At 70.3% G+C, this 20516-nt stretch carries 14 protein-coding genes and 2 pseudogenes; 6 read left to right on the top strand and 10 right to left on the bottom strand.

Annotated features, from left to right (window positions below; all coding sequences use genetic code 11):
* Positions 1-733: 733 nt before the first annotated feature.
* Positions 734-952 (top strand): hypothetical protein, encoded by a 219-nt coding sequence (locus ABZ374_RS04255; protein ID WP_360305931.1) that lies wholly within the window; start codon positions 734-736, stop codon positions 950-952.
* A gap of 296 nt (positions 953-1248) precedes the next feature.
* On the opposite strand, the gene ABZ374_RS04250 is transcribed toward ABZ374_RS04255, so the two are convergent.
* From ABZ374_RS04250 to ABZ374_RS04240, 3 genes and pseudogenes are all read right to left on the bottom strand, one after another.
* Complete coding sequence (locus ABZ374_RS04250; RefSeq protein ID WP_360305929.1) at positions 1249-2103, bottom strand: site-specific integrase; 855 nt, start codon at positions 2101-2103, stop codon at positions 1249-1251.
* Positions 2104-2487: 384 nt separating this feature from the next.
* A pseudogene (locus tag ABZ374_RS04245) lies at positions 2488-2658 on the bottom strand (DNA-binding protein); the annotation flags it as partial.
* Between the two features lie 406 nt (positions 2659-3064).
* Entirely contained in the window at positions 3065-3637 is a 573-nt protein-coding gene (locus ABZ374_RS04240; protein ID WP_360305927.1) for an XRE family transcriptional regulator, read from the bottom strand.
* Positions 3638-3647: 10 nt separating this feature from the next.
* Between ABZ374_RS04240 and ABZ374_RS04235 the strand changes: the two genes are divergently transcribed.
* On the top strand, positions 3648-4436 hold the full coding sequence (locus ABZ374_RS04235; RefSeq protein WP_360305925.1) for a hypothetical protein: 789 nt from the start codon (positions 3648-3650) through the stop codon (positions 4434-4436).
* 156 nt (positions 4437-4592) lie between these two features.
* The gene (locus ABZ374_RS04230) at positions 4593-5600 is read left to right on the top strand and encodes an SGNH/GDSL hydrolase family protein (RefSeq protein WP_360305923.1); all 1008 of its coding nucleotides are present in this window, start codon (positions 4593-4595) and stop codon (positions 5598-5600) included.
* An 81-nt stretch (positions 5601-5681) separates the two neighbouring features.
* Here the strand turns inward: ABZ374_RS04230 and ABZ374_RS04225 are convergent.
* A pseudogene (locus tag ABZ374_RS04225) lies at positions 5682-6267 on the bottom strand (transposase); the annotation flags it as partial.
* Between the two features lie 519 nt (positions 6268-6786).
* Here ABZ374_RS04225 and ABZ374_RS04220 point away from each other — a divergent pair.
* Complete coding sequence (locus ABZ374_RS04220; RefSeq protein ID WP_360305921.1) at positions 6787-6933, top strand: hypothetical protein; 147 nt, start codon at positions 6787-6789, stop codon at positions 6931-6933.
* Positions 6934-7090: 157 nt separating this feature from the next.
* Here ABZ374_RS04220 and ABZ374_RS04215 read toward each other — a convergent pair whose 3' ends face one another.
* From ABZ374_RS04215 to ABZ374_RS04200, 4 genes are all read right to left on the bottom strand, one after another.
* On the bottom strand, positions 7091-9037 hold the full coding sequence (locus tag ABZ374_RS04215) for a hypothetical protein (protein ID WP_360305919.1): 1947 nt from the start codon (positions 9035-9037) through the stop codon (positions 7091-7093).
* 548 nt (positions 9038-9585) lie between these two features.
* Positions 9586-11073 carry an MFS transporter gene (locus ABZ374_RS04210; protein WP_360305917.1) on the bottom strand — a complete coding sequence of 496 codons (1488 nt, stop codon included), beginning with the start codon at positions 11071-11073 and terminating at the stop codon, positions 9586-9588.
* A 104-nt stretch (positions 11074-11177) separates the two neighbouring features.
* On the bottom strand, positions 11178-12383 hold the full coding sequence (locus tag ABZ374_RS04205; RefSeq protein ID WP_360305915.1) for an acyl-CoA dehydrogenase family protein: 1206 nt from the start codon (positions 12381-12383) through the stop codon (positions 11178-11180).
* Positions 12384-12445: 62 nt separating this feature from the next.
* Positions 12446-14002: a long-chain fatty acid--CoA ligase gene (locus ABZ374_RS04200; protein ID WP_360305913.1), complete on the bottom strand. Its 1557-nt coding sequence runs from the start codon at positions 14000-14002 to the stop codon at positions 12446-12448.
* Positions 14003-14196: 194 nt separating this feature from the next.
* Between ABZ374_RS04200 and ABZ374_RS04195 the strand changes: the two genes are divergently transcribed.
* Positions 14197-14859, top strand: coding sequence for a TetR/AcrR family transcriptional regulator (locus ABZ374_RS04195; RefSeq protein WP_360305911.1), 663 nt, complete (start codon positions 14197-14199; stop codon positions 14857-14859).
* Between the two features lie 89 nt (positions 14860-14948).
* Entirely contained in the window at positions 14949-16139 is a 1191-nt protein-coding gene (locus ABZ374_RS04190; protein WP_360305909.1) for a serine hydrolase, read from the top strand.
* Positions 16140-16308: 169 nt separating this feature from the next.
* Here ABZ374_RS04190 and ABZ374_RS04185 read toward each other — a convergent pair whose 3' ends face one another.
* Both ABZ374_RS04185 and ABZ374_RS04180 read right to left on the bottom strand, forming a co-directional pair.
* Positions 16309-17874: a sulfatase gene (locus tag ABZ374_RS04185; RefSeq protein ID WP_360305907.1), complete on the bottom strand. Its 1566-nt coding sequence runs from the start codon at positions 17872-17874 to the stop codon at positions 16309-16311.
* Between the two features lie 87 nt (positions 17875-17961).
* Positions 17962-20439: a glycoside hydrolase family 3 C-terminal domain-containing protein gene (locus tag ABZ374_RS04180; RefSeq protein WP_360305905.1), complete on the bottom strand. Its 2478-nt coding sequence runs from the start codon at positions 20437-20439 to the stop codon at positions 17962-17964.
* Between the last annotated feature and the right edge of the window lie 77 nt (positions 20440-20516).

Here is a 20516-nt window from a genome sequence, read left to right as displayed (position 1 = left end):
CAGATACGACAAACGCGGCTACGTCTACCTCGGCACGGCAACCGCCGCAGCCCTCGTCATCTGGCTCCGCACATGATCGACCGGACAAGTCCTAGCCGGCAAACCGGATCGCGAGTCGCAGCCCATCTCAACCTTCACCTCGCGAACTCTCTCGTCGATGACGCGAAACACGCGAACACCCTTGAAGAGTTCGACGTCGACAGAAAATCGGTCGACCAGTACGCCGCAGCCACACAATCCACCACGCCCCTGCCGGATGGGCACCGACCACCTCTGCCACCGGCGCACGCAAACCCTGATCCGAACAGGCTGTCCACATGAAGGATCGCATAACCGCCGACCTGGCGAGGCCGTCGGAGGTCTGGGCACAGGTTGCGCTGCCCCAGAATCGTTGCTCCAGGAACCGGTTCAGACTCGCGCCAGCTGCAGATCGCCATCCGCAGGCGCGGCAGAATCGACGCGATGCGAACGCCTGCGCGAGGCAGGCTGCTCCTGCCAATCGGAAGAAGACGAAGAGTACGAGTTCTTCGGGCGCCTCCCACACATCACCCGGCGCCAGGGCAAAGCATGGCGCAAACGGGTCGCTCGGGCCTGCGACAACCTGGCACGCGACATCGAGAACGGCAACTCGCTGCAACCCACCTGCACGGCAGAGGAGATCGTCCTCCACCTCGCCCTCGAAGACGCACCCGATCTCCTCGACACCGGTAGTCACGGTGGCGGCAGCATCCCGATGCCCCAGCACGAAGACGACTACGACTGGGATGCCTGTTCCGAGTTCTTCTTCCAGGACCACGATGTCCTGTGGCTCTACGACTCCAAGTTCACCGGCGTCGAAGCCCCATCCCATCCGCTCAACCAGACCCTCGGCATCGGCGACGCACAACCACTCGCGTGGTTCGAAGACTTCGGCAACGTCCCACCGCGCGACCCGAACTGTGGCTTCCGGTAGGCCGACTCGAGTCATCGAACTCCGATGCGCAACCGCTGCGCCCAGACGAACGCACAGCACCAACGCTCGGACGCTGTGGACCAGTTGTGGACCACACGCCATGCACGAAACGGCACGATATACTGGAAATCGAACGTCGTATTGAGCAACAAAGTGCCCCTGACCTGCGGAAATAGCCCATCTCCTTGACTGGGGGTCAAGGGGTCGCAGGTTCAAATCCTGTCGTCCCGACGGTGTTCAAGAGGCGCTGACAGGGGCAAAAGCCCAGGTTGGCGCCTCTTGCAGGTTTAGACCACTTACCGGTTGGAAGAGATCCCGAAACCCTCTTGGGGACCACTTGGGGACCAGCCGGGGTTCAAATGCACCTGAAGCGCCTCCGAAGCGCTGGTCACCAACCGCAGTTCCGGGTGCAGATATCGCTGCGTCGTCGAGAGCGATCCGTGCCCGGCGATCTTTCTCAGCACGTGCACCGGGACCCCCGCATCGGCCATCCACGTCAGCCCGGTATGCCGCAATCCGTGCCGGAGCAGGAACTCGTAGCCCTGCGCGGCGACTACCTCGTCCCAGTGGGTCGCGTCCCGCAGGATCGCGGTGGTGATCCGCCCTCCGCGCGGCCCGGTGAACAGCCGCGTCATCGGGTCGGGGTCGGGCCCGGCGAGCGCAATCCGGTGGAGCACGAGCGGGCGCACCTGCGGGATGATCGGCACCCATCTTCGGCGCTTGCCCTTCGTGCCCTTGTCCACGAGGCCCCCGGGTGAGGTGGTGGTCTGGCGACACAGGTTCCACATCCACGTCGTGGTGTCGATGTCCTTGATCCGCACCCCGGACACTTCCCCGATGCGGGCCGCGGTGCAGCCGGCGAATCGGACCACGTCACCCCACCCGCGGTAGCGCCCGTGCGAGCGGGCGACGAGGGCGTCGGCCAAGCCGTCGAGCGCCGCCCAATCCCTCAAGGCGAGCACTCGGGGGTTGTCGAGCTCGTCCTCGGCCGTGCGGTAGGAGTGCTGCCGGCCGGTGACCCGGGCCGGGTTCGTCTCGATCAGCCCGTCCCGCTGGGCCTGTTGCATCACGCGCACCAGGATCGCGATCGTGTTCTTGACGGTCGACAACCCCGCACCGTCCTCGATCCACCCGTACACGGCCCGGTCCACCGCACCGCACCGCACCGCAGGTGACGGTGTGCACGGGCAGGTGTCCCAACCACGGCTTCACCCGCATCCGCCACCCGGCCAGATACGGATCGGTGGTCTTGCGCTCCAGCCCGCGCATGGCCATGTCCATGACCAGGTCGCCGTATTCGCCCAACGGCATCACGGCCATCGCGGGTTCCACGCCCGCCGCGGCCAACCTCTTCAGCCGCTCGACCCACGCCTCCGCCTCGTCCTGTGTGTCGTGGGCTTCAGAGACCGACAACCGTCCCCGACCCGCCGGATCGACCCACCGCAACCGGGCCCGGAACGGCGTCGGCCGGCCTTCACGAAACTCGATGTCGGAGGGCAGGTTGAGGCCAACGGCCGGTATTCGCGGCGGTGGCATCAGGCGGCCACCTGCGGATCCGCTCGACGACCCGCCAACCACGCCTCCACATCGGCCACGCTGTAGGCGGTCGTGCGTGCCGAGAGCGGCACGAACGGCGGCCCCTGCACCGGCTTCCCCGTCCGCCACCGCCGCAATGTCGACGGATCGACGCCGAGCAGCTCGGCGACCTCCTCGGTGGACTACCAGCCGCCCTCCAACATCCCCGCCCCGGCCATCTCCCGCTCCACACTCTCCGGCCGAATCCGCGTCCGATGCAGATGACGCACCAATACCACCCTTGTCCTTACACGTCGTTCCACATCGGCCCGTTATGGATGCATGCTTCCGAAGCGCACGCGCGCTCCGCTCCAACGATTCGGTCGATCGCTCGCGCCGTCGACCGACGCGAGCTCCATGAGCCACACGGGCCCTTCGCGATGTACTCCCGCGAACCACCTTCACCGAAGGCGGCGTCGCATCAAGCCGACAACTCCCCCACGCGCCGCAACCACCCAGAGCGCAGCTCACCGACCCGGAGAACCGCCCGCTCCCCCTCCAGGCGACCGTCGCAACGGCATTGACGTGTAGGGCCTTTCACGCGCCGGACGCCTCCGTCACGACCCCGTCGTCCACATGAGCGAGCCCGGCGGGAGGCACGGGCGGCTGCAGTCCCCGATCGCGCATCCGCACCCGCAGATCGCGCAACGCCAGGACGTCCTCGAACGCCAACCGCTCGTACTGCGCAGCAACCCGCCCCAAGCGCTCGTGCTCCACCGGATCGAGATTCACGGTCGCCGGCCGACGCCGATCCTGCGCCAACCGCCCCGACGCCAACGCCGCCTCGACCGCGACCGCGTGCTGCCGAAAAGCCTCGAGCCGCCCACGCGGCGAATCCGACGGCGGCAACTCCGACAACGCCGTCTCCCCCGTGAAGGCCGCAAGCGCATCCCACGTATCGACGACAACGCCAGGGGTCGGCGAAACCGTGGCAACCTCACCCACGGGGAACAGGAGGCTGATCGCCGGCACCCCCAACGCCTGCGCCAGGGCCACCAGTTCGGTCACATCAAGCGACTCCCGCCGCCCGATCTCCAGATTCGCCAACACCCCACGCTGCATCTCCACACCCAGCGCGGTGCACGCGTCCGCGAGCTGCTGCGCACTCATCTTCCGCGCCTTGCGATGGCGCCGCACCTCCCCCGCGACCGCCGCCGTTACCCCGGGCCTGTTCTTCATCGAACTCGCCGGCGGATACGAACTCGACGCCACCGACTTCGCCGACCCATGGGTCCGGGGACTACGGGAGATGGTCGTCGCACTCGTCGGCTGGGACAACGACATCACCTCCTACAACAAGGAGCTGTACCGCGCCACCCACTACGGCTACCCCAGCCTGCAGAACCTGATCACCGTCCTCGCCCACCACCACACCTGGCCCACCGAACGCGCACTCGCCGAAGCCACCGCCATGCGCGACCAGGTCATGGAACCCTTCCTCAGCCTCCACCACCAACTCCACACCCACGCACACGAAAACCTCCGCCGCTACCTCGACGGACTCACCCAATGGGTACGCGGCTACCTCGACTGGAGCAGCCACACCCCCCGCTACTCCGACCCCCACACACCCAACGACCACCGCACCACACAACCCGACTTCACCATCACCGCCCCCACCCACACCAAGCACCCCCGGCCCCCACGCCCCCACGCCCCCTCACCATCCCAACCATCGCGTACTGGTGGGAACTACCGACCAGCCGGGACTGACAGACACCGCACCAGAGCCACCCATGACTCCCGGCCGGATCCCACCGAGCACACCGGACCGACTCACCGATCTCGTTCGGGTGACGATTCGATCCGTCGGGTGAGACACCTGAAGGATCATCGGCTCCATGGGCAGCGCCGAGCCAGGGCGTGTCTCCCTGACGCCTCGCTGAGCGGGACGGATGGACGCATGTGAGCGGCTGCCGGACACGCCGGAGGCACGCACATCTATTGACTGATTACCCTCCGTGAATGAATGATCACCAAGTGTTCCAGCTGACCGGCCCATTTTTGTGGGCCTCGACGACAGGGCACATCCATGTCTTCTGCCATGCGTGCGACGAACTCCCCAGTGGCACGGCGGCTGGCCGCCGCGGCCGTCGCGCTGGGCAGCTGCCTGGCGCTCGCCGGACCTGCGGGCGGTGCCGGCGCGGCTCCGACCGACCCCGTACCGACCGTCTTCTTCGGCGACTCCTACACCGCCAACTTCGGCATCGCCCCCGTGAACAACCAGGACAGCGAGAGGGGCTGGTGCTTCCAGGCGAAGGAGAACCATCCCGCCGTCGCCACCCGGAGCCTCGCGGACAAGGGCATCACGCTCGACGTCCAGTCGGACGTCTCCTGCGGAGGCGCCCTCGTCCACCACTTCTGGGAGAAGCAGGAGCTGCCCTTCGGCGCCGGCGAGCTCCCGGCGCAGCAGGACGCGCTCAAGAGGGACACCCGGCTGGCCGTGGGCAGCATGGGCGGCAACACGCTGGGCTTCAACCGCATCCTGAAGCAGTGTTCCGACGAGCTCCGAAAGCCCTCTCTGCTGCCGGGAGACCCGGTGGACGGGGACAAGCCGGCCGCCAAGTGCGGTGAGTTCTTCGAGACCGGTGACGGAAAGCAGTGGCTGGACGGTCAGTTCGATCGGGTCGGTTGGGAGCTGGAGGAACTGCTCGAGCGCATCGGCTACTTCGCCCCCGACGCGAAGCGCGTCCTGGTCGGCTACCCCCGCCTCGTGCCCGAGGACACCACCAAGTGCCAGACCGCGGCGCCCGGTCGGACGCAGCTGCCGTTCGCCGACATTCCCCAGGACGCCCTGCCGGTCCTGGACCGGATCCAGAAGCGGCTGAACGACGCCATGAAGAAGGTCGCCGCCGACGCCGAAGGCGGCGCCGACTTCGTCGACCTCTACGCCGGCACCGGCGCCAACACGGCCTGCGACGGCGCCGACCGGGGCATCGGCGGCCTGCTGGAGGACTCCCAGCTCGAACTCCTCGGCACCAAGATCCCCTGGTACGCGCACCCCAACGTGAAGGGCCGCGACATCCAGGCCAAGCAGGTGGCCGACAAGATCAAGGAGGTCCTCAACCGGTAGGAGGGGACATGGCCCGGCGGCCGTCCGGGGGTGCGGGGCCGAATGCCGACGCGGCGCAGGTGATGGACCGAAGTCCGGAACCGCCGGTCGTCTGCGGCTCCGGATGAGAATGGCGGCAAGGTGGAGTGCGGCCTGGTAGGCGATGGCGAGTTTGTCGGTTCGCATGGCCGGGCCGCGCCACTGCTCGAGCCGATCGATGCAGCGTTCCACCGCTTTGCGCTGCTTGTACGCCTCGGCGTCGAAGGCGGGCGGCCGACCACCGGCGCATCGACGTGCTCTTTGCCATGCTTCGCGACGGCGCCCTCTACGAACCACCAACAACCGTCGCGGCTTGACGAAGACCATAGGGGCACCTCTTCCTGGCTCCAGAGGCATGCCGATGGGCCCGGCAGACGGTGGAGTCCACCGAGACGGTCCAGCCGATGTCGTCACTACCATCCGCGACTCCCGACACCGCGGCCAGGATCCGCTCCCAGGTTCCGTCCACCGCCCATCTGATCAGTCGTTTGTGTGCGGTCCGGAACGGTCCCAGTTCATCTGGGAGATCGCGCCAGGGCGAGCCGGTCCGGTACTTCCAGGCAATGGCCTCAAGGGTGCGGCGGTGATCAGCCCATCGCCGCCCGCGGGCCGGATCGACCGGCATCAGCGGCTCGCTCCGAGCCCACATCGCATCAGAAATCACTCATCGGACAGAAACATCCGATCAACGGGCCGGCCGCTCAAAGAGACACTGCCTGGGACAGGGGCCGGCGATGAGACACCAACCGCCTGAGACACGTGAACTGATTGTGGCCCCGGGCGACGGGACGGTCCGGTTGCGGTCTCGGCGTGGTGTCGATGTATCCGCCACGTATCCGGAATCGGCTGGCCTTGGCGATGGGCTGGGCTCGCGGGCGGTGGTCCTGGACGGCGAGGTTGTTGCCCCGGGCGGGGACGGCATGCCGGACTTCGGCCTGTTGCAGAGACGCATGGGCGTGGGCGACGCCCGTCGCGCGACCGCGCCGGCGGGCGTGGTGCCGGTGCGGTTGATGAGTGGAGTACGCACGGGTTCGCCGTAAGGCCACGCGCTCGCGTGTAGCCGTGTTTGGGCTGGTGGGCGGGGTGATGTTCGAGGGTTCATCAGGTCGTTTGGGATTTCCGCGATCACACGCGGATTCTGCGAGTGATCGCCGTAATGTGCGTGCTTGTGGTGGATTCCGAAACCCGACATCCGACGCTCGCGACGCCGGCCGACCCGGTCCACCTGATGCGGCTGTTCGGCATCCGCGCGGGCACGGCGGTCAAGTACGTGCGGGCCGCTCGTCTCGACAAGGCCCTCCCTCGCGTGCGGTGAGGACCGGCGGTGCCCCGGCCATGGTCCTCTCGGCGGGCCGCGGACCGTGCGGTGATCGTGACCGGGACGGGATCGGCAAGGGGTGGCCCGTGCCCGCCCGGAAGCAGTTGGGGTGAACCGTTTCCGGGCGGGCACGCCGGTCGTGTCGGGGCGGGGGTTACCCGCGGTTCATCCGGTACAGCACGTTGCGGTATTCGGCCAGGGCGGGACCGTGGTGGCTGTAGGCGTCGGGGATCCTGGTGTCGGGGCTCCAGCGGGTGCCGTCGAACGAGGTCTGCCACAGCGCCTCGTCCTGGTAGCCGCCGCGGTGGACGCAGTGCAGCCTGCCCTCGAACACCACGAGCGCGGGGTCGCGGTCGCAGGTGGCGTTGAGGATCTTGGTGTCCGGGCTCCAGCGGTTGCCGTCCAGGTACGTCACCCACAGGCCGTTGTCGTTGCTGTGTCCGCGGTGGACGCAGTACAGCTTGCGGTCGAACACCGCCACCGCCGGCGCGGCCGAGCTGTAGGCGTTGGGGATGGGGGTGTCGCCGCTCCAGCCCCTGCCGTCGAACGTGTTCACCCACAGCATCTCGTTGGTGTGTCCGCGGTGAACGCAGTACAGCCTGCCGTTGTAGGCCGCCGCCGACGCCCCGCTCACGCTGCGGGCGTTCATGGGCGGGTCCGCGAAGACGTCGGTCCATCGGGTGCCGTCGAAGGCGATCTGCAGGAGATAGGCGTCGCGGTCGGGGTATTCGCCGCGGTAGAGGCAGTGAAGCCTGTCGCCGAACACCGCCAGCGCCGGTCCGCTCTTGGCCTCGGGGACGCCGGGGATGAGGGTGTCGGGGCCCCAGGAGGTGCCGTCGTACGTGGTCGTCCACAGCCGGTTGTCGTTGCGGTTGCCGCGGTGCACGCAGACGAGTCTGTCGCGGAAGACGGCGAGTGCCGGGGTGTGGGAGGTGAAGTGGCGGGGCAGCAGTGCCTGTCCGGTCCAGGCGCCGCCCGCGGCACGCCGGCTCCAGCGCAGGTTCGTCCCGGCGAACTCGATCACCAGGTTGTGCCGGCCCTCGGTGCCGCCGTCGAAGGAGAACCCGACCCTGCGGGCCCCGCTCGCGTACGCGAGCAGAGCGGAGCGGTCGAAGCCGTAGGACCGTTCGCAGATGAGGTCGTCGTCGTTGGTCAACCACCCCAGCAGGGCGTTGAGCAGGCCCGCGCCGATCGCGAACCACGCGGCCCAGCCCGCAGCGTCGTTGTCCGCCTTGGTCAGGGTCGTCGACAGGTCCAGGGCCGCCTCGGCCCACCGTCCCAGCGCCCTGCGCAGCTGGTTGTAGAAGTCGCCGCCGCTGTTGTCCTCCTCCCAGCACTGGATCTCGCACGACACGTGCCGGTCGAGCGCGCCGGAGAACAGCAGGGTGTCCCAGTCCACGACGTGCCGGGTGCCCCTGACCGTGGAGCCGTAGACGCGGGTCTTGGACGACTGCTCGGCCCGGCGGTCGCTGCCCGCGGCCAGGCCCCAGTAGATCTCGTCGGTGCCCGACTCGCCGCTCTGTGCCCGCTCGCAGGTGAAGGAGTCCAGACGCAGCTCGATCTCCAGGTCCCCGGACGCGGCCTCCCCCTGCGGCTCGGGGCCACCGGTGACGATGGTGGTGCCGCGCCCGTACTCGGCCAGCGCGGTCAGGAACCGCTCGTCGTCGATCGGTTCGTTCTCGGCGATCGTGCCCGCGTCGACGATCCGCACGTTCGGCTGGGCCACGACGTGCGCGGTGATGGCGGGCAGGTCGGCGGCGAGGTCGGCGAGGCTGTAGCCGGTCTCCAGCGCGAGGCCGGTGATCGGCTCGGGAAGGATCCCGATCGGCCCCAGCGCCCTCGCCTCCGTGTAGACCCTCCCGAACGCCGCGAGTTCGTCCTCGGGCACGAACTCGCCCACCAGCTCGAACAGCCGCTCCTCCAGGTCGCTGGGCTCCAGCCCCTTCTCCCGCCGCTCCGCCCCGTGCAGCAAGGCGCCCACCAACACGTTCGCCGGACGGTTCATCCGCAACCGGCGCCCGCCCGGGCTCTCGGCCCGCGCCCCGGACAACGAAGCACGCACCCGCTCCAACCGCGCCGCCGCCACCGATGCCTCGGACACCGTCCACCACACCCTTCCCGCGCTCCGACCCGGGCCCCACGCCCGCGCCCCCGCCAACTCACCACGCCGGAGCACACCGGGGAACCGCCTCCGCCGACGATTGACCGAAAGTCGCACCACCACGTCCTGAGTACGACCCGCCCCGGACCGCGCGGCGCCCGCGCCGGGGTCGGGCAGCCGGCCGGCACGGCGTCCCGCCCCGGAACCCGGGTTCGTGCCACCTGCGCATGGACCGGCATCGACCGACCTGGGGGCGTAGCAGATGCCACGCTTTCGACGTCGCGGGATCTTGGTGATCCTCGGTCGACACTCGCCCGTGGAAGGCGAACCGCAGAGGGTGCGCGGCAGACTTCCTCGTACTGTTGGCGGCCCGCTCCGCTGCCCACAGCGCCGGAACCACCTGGGCAGGGGCCTGGCGCGCCGCGCATGCGTGTGGTGGCCATCGTGTGCCTCAATCAGGCGTATCACAGCGGTTCGGTCGACTGTTCATAGCCGTTGGAGTTGCCGCGTGGCCGCTCCATACCCGCGCACGGTGTGTCGAGGTGGAGTCAGGCCCGTGCTGCGGGTGTGGGGGCAGCGGTGCCCGGGTGGGGGCGGGGGGTCGTGGTGAGGACTGCCGCGGTGGCGGCGATCAGGAGGGAGACGCCTGCGGAGATCCACCACACCGTCTCGTAGGCGGTCTCGGAGGGGAACCGGCCGCCCTTGACGGTCATGCTGGTCAGTACGGCGGCGAACACGGCCCCGGAGAGGCTGCCGCCGAGGGTTTTGGCGGTGCTGTAGATGCCGGTGTCGACCCCGGTGCGGTCGGCGGCGCTGGAATCGAGGACGAGGACGGGCAGCATGCTCAGTCCGAGGCCCAGGCCGAGGCCGAGCGCGACGTCGGCGACGATGAACTGCCACGGTTCGCCGTGCGCGAGGGCGAGGAAGACGAATCCTGACGCTATGGACGCGCTGCCGACTACCAGGACCGCGCGGGAGCCGATGGCACGGGCGATGCGTGGTGCGAGCGCCGATCCGAGGAACGCGCAGAGCGCGGCGGGCAGGAGCATCCAGCCGATGGTGAGGGTGTCGTAGCCGAAGCCGTAGCCGAGCTTCTTGGGCGGCGCGGCCAGGAACAGTGCGGCGGCGGTCTTGGAGGCGTACAGGGTGACGCCGAGAATGAGGGCGGCGGTGTAGACCGGCCAGAGGCTGCGGCGGGTGGCGGTGCGGATGTCGACGACGGGGTGTTCGACGCGCAGTTCGACCATGACCCAGGCGGCGAGCAGGATGGCGGACGCGGTGAACAGGGCCAGGGTGTCGGGCTGGTTCCAGCCGTGGTCGGCGCCGCGGGAGAAGCCGAGCATCAGGGCCGCGAGGCCGCCGCTCAGCAGTGCGGCTCCGGCCCAGTCGACACCGCCGGGCGCGCGCGTGTCGGTGTCGGGCACCAGCACGAAGGTCAGGGCGGCGCAGACGATGGTGGCGATCGCGGGCACCCAGAGGATGGCGTGGACGTTCGACAGCGCTTCGCCCAGCAGTCCGGAGGCGACGAACCCGATGCCGGTGCCGCAGGTGAGCGCGCCCACGAGCATCCCGACGGATTTGCGGGCGCCCTCGGCGGTGAGGCGCCCGCGGACCAGGCCGATCTCCAGGGGCAGCAGCGCGGCGAGTGGGCCTTGGAGGACCCGGCCGAGCAGGAGGACCTCGAAGGACGGGGCCCAGGCCACCAGGACCGAACCGGCCACGACGCAGACCATCGCCACGCGCAGCAGCAGTCGGTGGCCGTACAGGTCGCCGAGGCGTGCGAACAACGGGACGCAGACGGTCGCGGCGACCAGTTGCACCGCGCCGATCCAGTTCAGGTCGCCGGTGCCGATGTGCAGGTCGGTGCCGAGTCTGGGCAGCAGCGGCGGGATCATGCTCTGCACGACGCCGCTGAGCAGCTCGACGACGACCAGGAATCCGACTACTGCTGCGACTCGCCCGGTGCCCGGTGACGTTTCCGGGGGCGAGGCCGTACCGCGTTTTCCGGTGGCGCGGTGGTTGAGGGCACGCGACATCGAGGGCTCCAGGCGGGATTGCCGGGCGGGGGCCCGGGAGGAAGGACCGGCACGTGCGGGAGGCGATGCGGAGCGGGCGCTGGGGGCGGCTGCGGCACCGCGGGTCAGGGCCGGGCGTCGCCGAGCAGGAGTCGTCCGGCGATGGCGTTCTTCTGGATCTCGGAGGACCCGGTGAGGATCCGGAACATGCGCAGGCGGCGGAAGAGCGATTCGGGTTCGGAGCCCTGGACGAGGCCGGCCTTGCCGTGGATCTGGACGGCTTCGTCGGCGATCCGGAAGGCGTTCTCGGCGACGAAGAGCTTGCACATGAACGCTTCGGTGCTCGGCCGGCGGCCGGCGTCCAGGGAGGCGAGCGCGTCGTAGGTCATGGCGCGTGCCGCGTAGTAGGCGGTGGCCATGTCGGCGAGTTTGTGCTGGATGGACTGCAGCGCGCCCAGCGGGGCGCCGCCGACGTGGCGGGTGCGGGCGAAGTCGACGGACAGTTCGAGCGCGCGGCGGGTCATGCCGAGCACGGTCGGGCAGTGCAGCAGCCGGTTGACCGTGACGCGGCCGAGCCCGATCCGCAGGCCGTCGCCGACCGCGCCGAGGAGCTGTTCCGGGCCGACGCGGCAGTCCTCGAGCACGATGTCGGCTTCGATGTGCTCGCCGGACATCGGGGTCCGGCCGTCCAGGACGGTGACCCCGGGGGCGTCGAGGTCGACGAGGAACGCCGAGAACACCGGCTTCGCGTCCGGCTGCCGGGCGTCGTCGGCCATCCTGGCGATGAGGACGGCGAAGTCGGCGAACGGTCCGGCCGAGGAGAACACCTTGTGGCCGGTGATGCGCCAGCCGTCGCCGTCGGGAGTGGCGGTGGTGCTCATGGCCCGTACGTCCGACCCGGCGTCGGTCTCGGTGAGCGAGAAGCAGCAGGCCCGTTCGCCGCGGGTCACGGGCAGCAGGTAGCGGTGCAACTGCTCGTCGGTGGCGTATTCCAGGATCGAGCCCGTGCGCAGTGGTCCGCCCATGTCGCCGAGCACGCTGTGTTGCAGGATGCGGCCGGACGCGCCGACTTCCTCCTTCAGCGCGGCCAGTTCGGTGTACGTGAGCCCTTGGCCGCCGTGCTCGACCGGCAGGTGCACGCCGTAGAAGCCGAGTTCGCGGCTGCGTCGCCACACCGGTTCCAGGTCGGCGCGGGTGTAGCGGGACTCCTGGGCGAGGCCGAGGCGGTTCTCGTAGTCGGCGAGTTCGCCGTTCAGGTAGTCGCGGAGCCGCGTGACGAGGTCGTGCAGGCGGGAGTTGTGGTCGTACGAGGGGTCGAGGGTGAAGGGCATGGTGGTACTCCTGACCGATAACTGAGGCGCCGGCCGGCGCGCTGGGCGGTGCGGGAGGCCGGTCAGTGGACGCGGCGCTCGGTGCCGTGCCAGTAGCGTTCGCGGATCGCGCGGCGGTCGATCTTGCCGTTGGGGTTGTGCGGGAGCGCGTCGGCGAAGTCGACCGACCGGGGCTTTTTCATTCGGGCCAGGTGGGCGGCGCAGAACTCGATCAGTTCGGCCTCGGTGGGCGCGGTGCCGTCGTGCGGGACCACGACCGCCTTGACGGCCTCGCCCCAGTCGGCGTCGGGGACGCCGACCACGGCCGCCTCGAACACGTCGGGGTGCCGGTGCAGTACGGCTTCGACCTCGACGGCGTAGATGTTGAAGCCGCCGGAGATGATCATGTCCTTCTTGCGGTCGACGATGAAGACGTATCCGTCGGCGCGGCGCCGGGCCAGGTCCCCGGTGTGAAACCAGCCGTCGCGGAACGACTCGGCGGTCAGGTCGGGCTCGTCGAGGTAGCCGGCCACGACATCGGGGCCGCGGACGGCGATCTCGCCGATCTCGCCGTCGGGCACCTCCGCGCCGCTCTCGTCGACGATCCTGACCTCCGCTTCGGCCGGCGGACGCCCGCACGAGAGCAGTAGTTCCGCGTCGGTGCCGTCGATCGCGCGCCGGTGGTCCTCGGTGGACAGGAACAGCACGCCCGAGGTGGTCTCGCCGCAGCCGTACCCCTGGGACAGCACGGGGCCGAACAGGTCCCAGGCGGCGCGGATGCGGGCGGCGGACATCGGCGCCGCGCCGTAGATCAGCTGCCGCAGGCTCGACAGGTCGTACTTCCGGTTGTCCGGCAGCGCCAGCACGGTGTTGACCATGGTGGGAACCAGGAACGCGTGGGTCGCCCGCTCGCGTTCGACGGTGGCGAGGAACGCCTCGGCGTCCCAGCGCGGCATGACCACCGCGCAGCCGCCGGCGAACAGGATTCCCGTCAGCGGCATGCCGGACGCGTGCGTGACGGGCCCGGCGAGGATCTGCCGGGAGCCCGGCCCGACCCGGGTCTCCGGGTTCATCACCGTCTTGCGCATGAGCGCGAGCCGGTTGCCGTACGTCTGCACCGCGGCCTTGAGCTTGCCCGTGGATCCCGAGGTGAAGTGCAGGACGGCCGTGTCGTCCTCGCGGCAGTCCACGTCGACCGGTTCGCGGGCCGCCGCCGCGAGCGCGTCCGGGTAACCCTCTCCGAGGTTGCTCGGGCCGTCATAGCCGAGCACTGTGGCCACGTCGGTGCCGGGCAGGGCCTGGCGTGCGGTGTCCAGGTGCGCGGCGTCCGCGAGCAGCGCCTTCGCCCCGGACTCGCGCAGCAGGTGCGCGACCTCGGCGACGCCGAGGCGGGCGTTGACCGGCACGCGGGCCAGCCCCGCCTTGTACAGGGCCACTTCGGTGACCACGAGCTCGGCGCGATTGGCGGCGAGCGTCGCCACCCGGTCGCCGCGCCGCAGACCCGCGGCGCGCAGGACGACGGCCAGCCGGTCGCTGCCCTCGTCGAGTTCCGCGTAGCTCATGCGCACGTCGCCGCAGACGACGGCTTCCGCATCGGGTTGGTGGCTGCTGGTCCGGCGCACGTACCGGCCAAGGTTCATCGGGACTCCATTGCTGCGCGATTGCCGCGGGACGGCGGCGCGCACGCCGCCTGCCACTGTCGATCGGCGCTCCCAGTCGACCACGTTAGTGAACAGTGAGTCTGGAAACGTCTTTGGTGTCCGGCAACGTAATATGGCGGGGCCGCCAAGTCAACGGTCCGCGTACGGGAGATACGACAGAGATGAGTCCGGCCATGAAGCCCGCCCAGGACCGCCGCGTCCGCCGCTCCCGCCGCGCACTGCGCCAGGCCCTGGTGGACCTGGTCCTGGAGAAGGGGTTCCAGCCGATCACCGTGGAGGAGATCACCGCGCGGGCGGACGTCGCCCGCGCGACGTTCTACGCGCACTACCGCGACAAGGACGACCTGCTCGTCGGCATCGTGCGCGACCTGGCCGAGGACCGCGAACGCCTCCTGCCGGCCGTGGTCCAGGCCCAGACCCGCGGCTTCACCGGGCTGCCGGTGCGCTACATCTTCGAGCACGCGGAGCAGGAGCGCGACGTCTACCGGGTCATCCTGCGCGGCGAGGGCGACGGGCGGGCGCTGCGGGAGTTCACCGCGATCATCTGCGACCGGGTCGAACAGGTCTTCCGGGAGCGCGCCGAGGAGCACGGCGCCACGCCCCGGGTACCGCTCGACGTCGTGGCGCGGGCCTGGACCGGCGAGCTGGTCGGCGTCCTGACCTGGTGGGTGGAGGCCGACACCGGTTACAGCGCGACCGAGATCACCACGCACCTGCGGGACCTTTCGGTGTACGGCCGCGTCTGGGCCTCCGGGCTGGCCCCTGCGGACGTGCCCGGCGCGTTCGACGCCCCGACCGCCCCCGTAGCGGGCGGAGCCGGGTCCCGGGAGACGTGAGCGCGCATGCGCGCCGATCTCCCACTGGCCAACGTTTCCGGACACGATGTACGGTAACGGCTCTCCACTGAGTGCCAAGGAGTGCCACGATGCCCCAGCCGACCACCTCGCTGACGGACCTGCCCTGGGCGCGCGGGTTCACCGACCCCGCCTGGGTGCGGGTGCACGCCACGTCGGGCCGCGAGACCCTGCCCAGTCGCCGCGTCTGGCGCGGCCCCGAGCCCGCGCGGCCCCTGCCCACCGGGTCCGCGGACCTGGACGCGCTGACCTTCGCCGCGGGCGGCGGGCGCCACACGCTCGCCGAACTGTTCGCGGCGGCGCAGACCGACGCCCTCCTGGTGATGCACCGCGGCACCGTCGTCTACGAGCGGTACCTGCACGGATATCCGCCCCACGTACCGCACTTCAACGCCTCGGCGACCAAGTCGTACATCGGCCTGCTGGCCGCGATGGTGGAACACCAGGGCCTGCTGGACCGCACCGCGCGGGCGGCGAAGTACGCCCCCCACCTGTCGGGCACCGCGTTCGGCGACGCGCGGGTCGACCACCTGCTGCACATGGGCACGCTCCCGAGCTATGCCGCCCGCCCGTACGACAAGGCGCTGGAGGCGCAGCGCTACTTCGCCGTCCTCGCACCGCAGTTGCGGCCCTACGGCTACACCGGCCCGGCGACGATCCGCGAACACCTGGCCACCGCCCGGGCGACCGGAGCTCCCGGCACCGAGTTCCGCTACGAGAACGGCAACGTCGAGGCGCTCGCCGACGTGCTGCGCGCCGTCACCGGAACCGGCATCGCCGAGCTGCTCGGTGAACTGCTGTGGTCGAAGCTGGGGATGGACGAGGACGCCTACTTCGTCCTGGACGCCGAAGGCAACGAGGCGGCGTGCGGCGGGTTCAGTGCCACCGCGCGCGACATCGCCCGGCTCGGCGAGGCGATCCGCTGCGACGGCGCGGCCGGCGGCCGGCAGATCATCCCGGCAGCGGTCGCCTCGACGATCGTCTCCGGCGTCCCGGACGGTTACCCGAAGCGCGTGCGCTTCCCCGCCGCGCCGCCGACCGCGCCCGCCACGCTCTCGTACCACGACCTGTGGTGGATCCTGAACGACCGCTACGGGTCCTTCATGGCCAGCGGCATCCACGGGCAGCGGCTGTTCATCTCGCCCGGACTCGAACTCGTCGTCGCCCACTACGGATCACAGATCGTCTCCCCGTCCGCCCCCGTCGCCCCCTTGGTGCCGACGTTCGTCCGGATCGGAGAACACCTCAACGGCGCGCTCTGACCCGGCCCGCCCGGCCCTCCACGACAACGGCTTCCTCCCCGAAGGGGCCCGCCGAAGGCTGCGAGCCGAGCCGCAGCCCCGGCGTCCACCCGCTGGAACGCATCCTCGCCGTTGCCGACCGCCTCGCCCGCCGCGACCCCGCCGGCCTGGCCGCCCCAACGTTCGCGCGTCAGGTCGGTGCGGACGCGGACCGTTGCATGCGGGGAATCCAGCGCTTCATCAGGTCCTCGCCGAAGGTCTGTTCGCGGGCGTGCCAGGAGACGGGGACGACGAGGTTGTCGAGCCGGGCTTCGAGGTCGTCGGCGAGGTGGCCGCGGCCGGTGGCTCGCAAGTGCCGGGCGTACTGGGCGGGATCGGCGTATTGGGGCCCGGTTTGCAAGGTCGCCTGCATCGGATCGGGGAGGCAGCCGGGGCGGCCCGCGTACGTGTGCCACCACTCGGCGAGTCGGGAGCGCATGGCGGCGGCGAGTTCGGGTTCGTCGGCGAGCAGGTCCCGGGTCAGGTGCGGATCCTCGGTGACGTGGAAGAGCTGCTCCCATTCGGCCCGGAACGCACCTGGGTGGTACGTGCGCATGTAGAGGTGGTCGCGTGTCCGGACGGCCCGCTGGTAGGTGTGCGCGCCGTGGCCGAGGACCAGGTATTCGCGTGACTCGACGATCTCGCCGCGAACGGCTGCCGCGAACGACTCGCCCTGCCATCCGTCGGGCACGCCGAGCCCCAGGAGGTCGCACAGCGTGGGTGCCAGGTCGATGTTGTAGAGGAGGGCGTCGTTGCGTCGAGCCTCCTCGGGCAGGTCGTCGGTCAGGCCGGGCCAGTAGAACACCAGCGGCAGGCGGTGCGTCGGCTCGTTGGCGAGACCGTGCTCGGCGTACGACCCGTTCTCGCCGAACGACTCGCCGTGGTCGGCGCTCACGATGACCGCGGTCTCCTCGGCAATGCCCAACTCCTCCAGGACAGCCATAAGTTCGCCGAAGTAGTGGTCCCAGTAGGCGATCGCCCCGTCGAAGCCGTTGATCAGGTGCTCGAAGTCCGCGCGCGAGGCAATCCGGTCGGGCATGTTGTGCGGCACCGGGGATGTGCGCGTGCCGCCGAAGGTGTAGTGCAGGTCGAGGGCGCTGCGCGGCCCGTACGTCTCGGCGCCGTGACGCGCGATGGTCTCCTCGTCCGGCCATTCCTGCACGGGCCCGGACGCTGCCATCCGTTCGGTCCACTCGACCGGCTGGTGGTAGTCGGTGTGCGGCTCCCAGTAGGTGATGTGCAGGTACCAGTCCTCGTCCTCGGCGTGCCGGCGTATCCAGTCGGTTGCGGCGCGGTTGACGTCGGGGGCTTCTTCGTCGCCGAGGTTCGGCGTGGCGCGGATGGATTCGCGGAAGTTGGCGTGGAAGAAGTACGCCCGGTGCCGTTCCGCGAACACGGACACGGCCGCGGTGTTCATGCCCCCGGCCACCAAGTGCTGTCCCAGCATGGGCCGGTCGGGGTCGGGCAGGTGACCGGCGTCCAGGCGGAACCGGGCGGCGGCGCCGAAGTGTCCGATCACGCCGTTGCTGATGCCGAACTGACCGCTTGTCAGCGCGGTGCGGGAGGGCAGGCACGGGGAGTCCGAGCAGTAGTAGCGGTCGAAGACCACGGACTTGTCGGCCAGTGCCTGGAGGTGCGGGGTGGTCGGCCGGTGGTATCCGTACGGCGTGGTGTGGTCCGCGCGGAGGGTGTCCACGTCGACGTAGATGATGCGCATGGGGTTCCTGTCGGTGCGGGGGCGGGCGGACCGGACCTCCGGGGGCGGCGATGGGCCGTCGGCGGTCCGGTCCGTAGGGTGCTGGTGCTACAGCGTGATCGTCGCGGTGCCACGGGTGTTCGCGACGTGCCCGCCGACGGTGAGCCGGTACGCGCCGGGCACGATGCGCCACGCGTCGGCCGCCGGGTCCCAGCGGGCCAGTGTGTGCGGCGGGACGGTGATGCGCACGGTCGCGGTATGCCCGTGGTCGGCGTCGACCGCGGCGTAGCCGACCAGGCGCGGCGGCTCCGGCGCACCGAAGAGTTCGCCGTCGACCGGTTCCAGGTAGGCCTGCACGATCTCCCGGCCCGGTCGTGCCCCGGTGTTGGCGAGAGTCGCCGTGACCGTCAGCCCCGCGGCCGCATCGCCTTCGACGCGAAGGTCCCGGTAGTCCCAGGTGGTGTAGCCGAGGCCGTACCCGAACGGGTAGGCGGGCTTGGCGCCCCTCAGCGCCCACAGCCGGTGGCCGATGGCCGATCCTTCGGCGTAGTGGTGTACGCCGTCGACCGGGTCGTGGGCAAGGAGGGGCACGTCGGCTTCGTCGGCCGGGAAGGTGGTGGGCAGGCGCCCGCCCGGTTCGGCGGCTCCGGTGAGGACCTCGGCGACGGCCGCGCCGCCTTCCTGCCCCGGGAGCCAGGCCCACAGCACGGCGGCGACGTCGTGCCGCCACGGCATCAGCACCGGGGATCCGGCGTTGACGACCACGATGGTGTTGGGGTTGGCGGCCGCCACGCGTGCCACGAGTTCGTCGGAACGGCCGGGCAGGGCGAGGCCGGTGCGGTCGAAGCTCTCGGACTCGATGTCCTCGGTGGTGCCGACCACGACGACGGCGAGGTCCGCGGCGGCGGCGTCCGCGACCGCGGCGGCCAGCTCGGTGTCGTCATCGGGCGGGGCCGGGGCCCAGCCGAGGCCGACACTCGCGACCAGGACGTCGGTGTCGGCGGTGTGCACGAGTTCGACGTCGAGGGGTACGCCCGCTTGTGCGGTCACGGGGATGTGGGTCAGGGGCGGGCGCATCAGATTCTCGCCCACGTCGCCCGCGCCCGCCCCCAGGTCGAGGGTGTGGACCGTGTCGTCCACGGTCGCTGTCATCGTTCCGAGGCCCAGTACTTCGAGGAGATGGTCACCGTCCCGCTGGGGGGTAAGGCGTGTGCGCATGGCGATCACGCGCGTGCTTTCGGGGTAGAGGCCGGGCCACACGATCGCCTGTGCGCCGAGACGGTGTTCGCTGGCGAGCACGGTGCCGTCGGCGGCGCGGAACTCCAGGGTGAAGCCGGGTGTGCCGGTGTCCGGGTCGGTGCTGTTGCCCCGGTTGATGCCGGGCAGCTTGCGGTGGGTGAACACGCCGGCCCGCACCGTCAGCTCGGTCTCCGGGGCGAGCGCCGAACGCAGGCCCTCGGCGATGTCGACGACATGCTCGGGGAAGCAGGTGGCGCTGCCGCCGCCCTGTGCGGAAGTGCGGATGGCATTCGGGCCGATGAGTGCGACGCGGCGCAGCGCCGACGTGTCGAGGGGCAGGCTGCCGCGGGGGTTCTCCAGAAGAACCATGGTGCGTGTGGTGAGCGCGCGGATCCGGTCCCGGGCTCCGGCCGGGAGGCCCGGATCGGCGGCGGGGGCACGGAAATCGCCGAGTGCTCCGACGCGTGCCGCAAGCCGCAGGACGCGCAGCACCTTGTCGTCCAGGACGGCCTCGTCGATGCGTCCTTCGGCGAGTGCCCTGCGGATCGGCTCCCCCCAGAGATCGGCGGGCCCGGGCATGGCTATGTCGGTGCCGCCCAGGAAGGCCGGCTCGGACGAGCGCACGGCCATCCAGTCGGACACCACCACACCGTCGAAGCCCCACTCGTCCTTGAGGATGTCGTTCTGGAGCGGGGAGTTCGCGGTCATGGTGTCGCCGTTGACCGAGTTGTAGGCGGACATGACCAGCCAGGCGCGCGCCTCGCGGACCGCGGCCTCGAACGGCGCGAGATAGACCTCGCGCAGGGTGCGTGCGTCCGCCCGGACGTCGTAGGTCATGCGCTCGTTCTCGGCGTCGTTGGCCACGAAGTGCTTGACCGTGGCCGCGACTCCCTGGGACTGGACGCCCTCGATGTAGGCGACCGCGGTGCGCGCGGTGAGCAGCGGATCCTCGGAGAAGCACTCGAAGTGGCGTCCGCCGAGCGGCGTGCGGTGCATGTTGACCGTCGGTGCGAGCAGGATGTGCACGTCCTTGTCGCGGGCCTGGGCGCCGAGAAGTGAGCCGAACCGGTTCGCGACGGCGGGGTCCCAGGCCGCGGCCTGTGCGGAGGGGTTCGGCAGGACGATGCTGGTGTCCGCGGCGTCGAAGGTCGTGCCGCGCACCCCCACGGGACCGTCGGACATGCGCAGCTTCCGCAGGCCGATGTGCGGCATCTCCGGGAGGGACCAAACGTCTTCACCGGTGACGAGGCGCAGTTTGTCGTCCGGCGACAGTCGGGCGAGGAGGTCGCGCAGTGCTTCCTCGGCGGGAGCTGCGAACGGCGGGTCGGCGTCGATCGGCTCGGTCATCGGGGCTCCAAACGTGGTGCGATGGGATGCGCCGGGTTGCGGGACGGCGGCTCGGCGCGGGTGCGGTACGGGGTGCG

Source organism: Embleya sp. NPDC005971 (assembly GCF_040629175.1).
Lineage (GTDB): Bacteria > Actinomycetota > Actinomycetes > Streptomycetales > Streptomycetaceae > Embleya.
The sequence above is the reverse complement of the archived record's forward strand: the minus strand, read 5'-3'. Positions and strand labels throughout refer to the sequence as shown.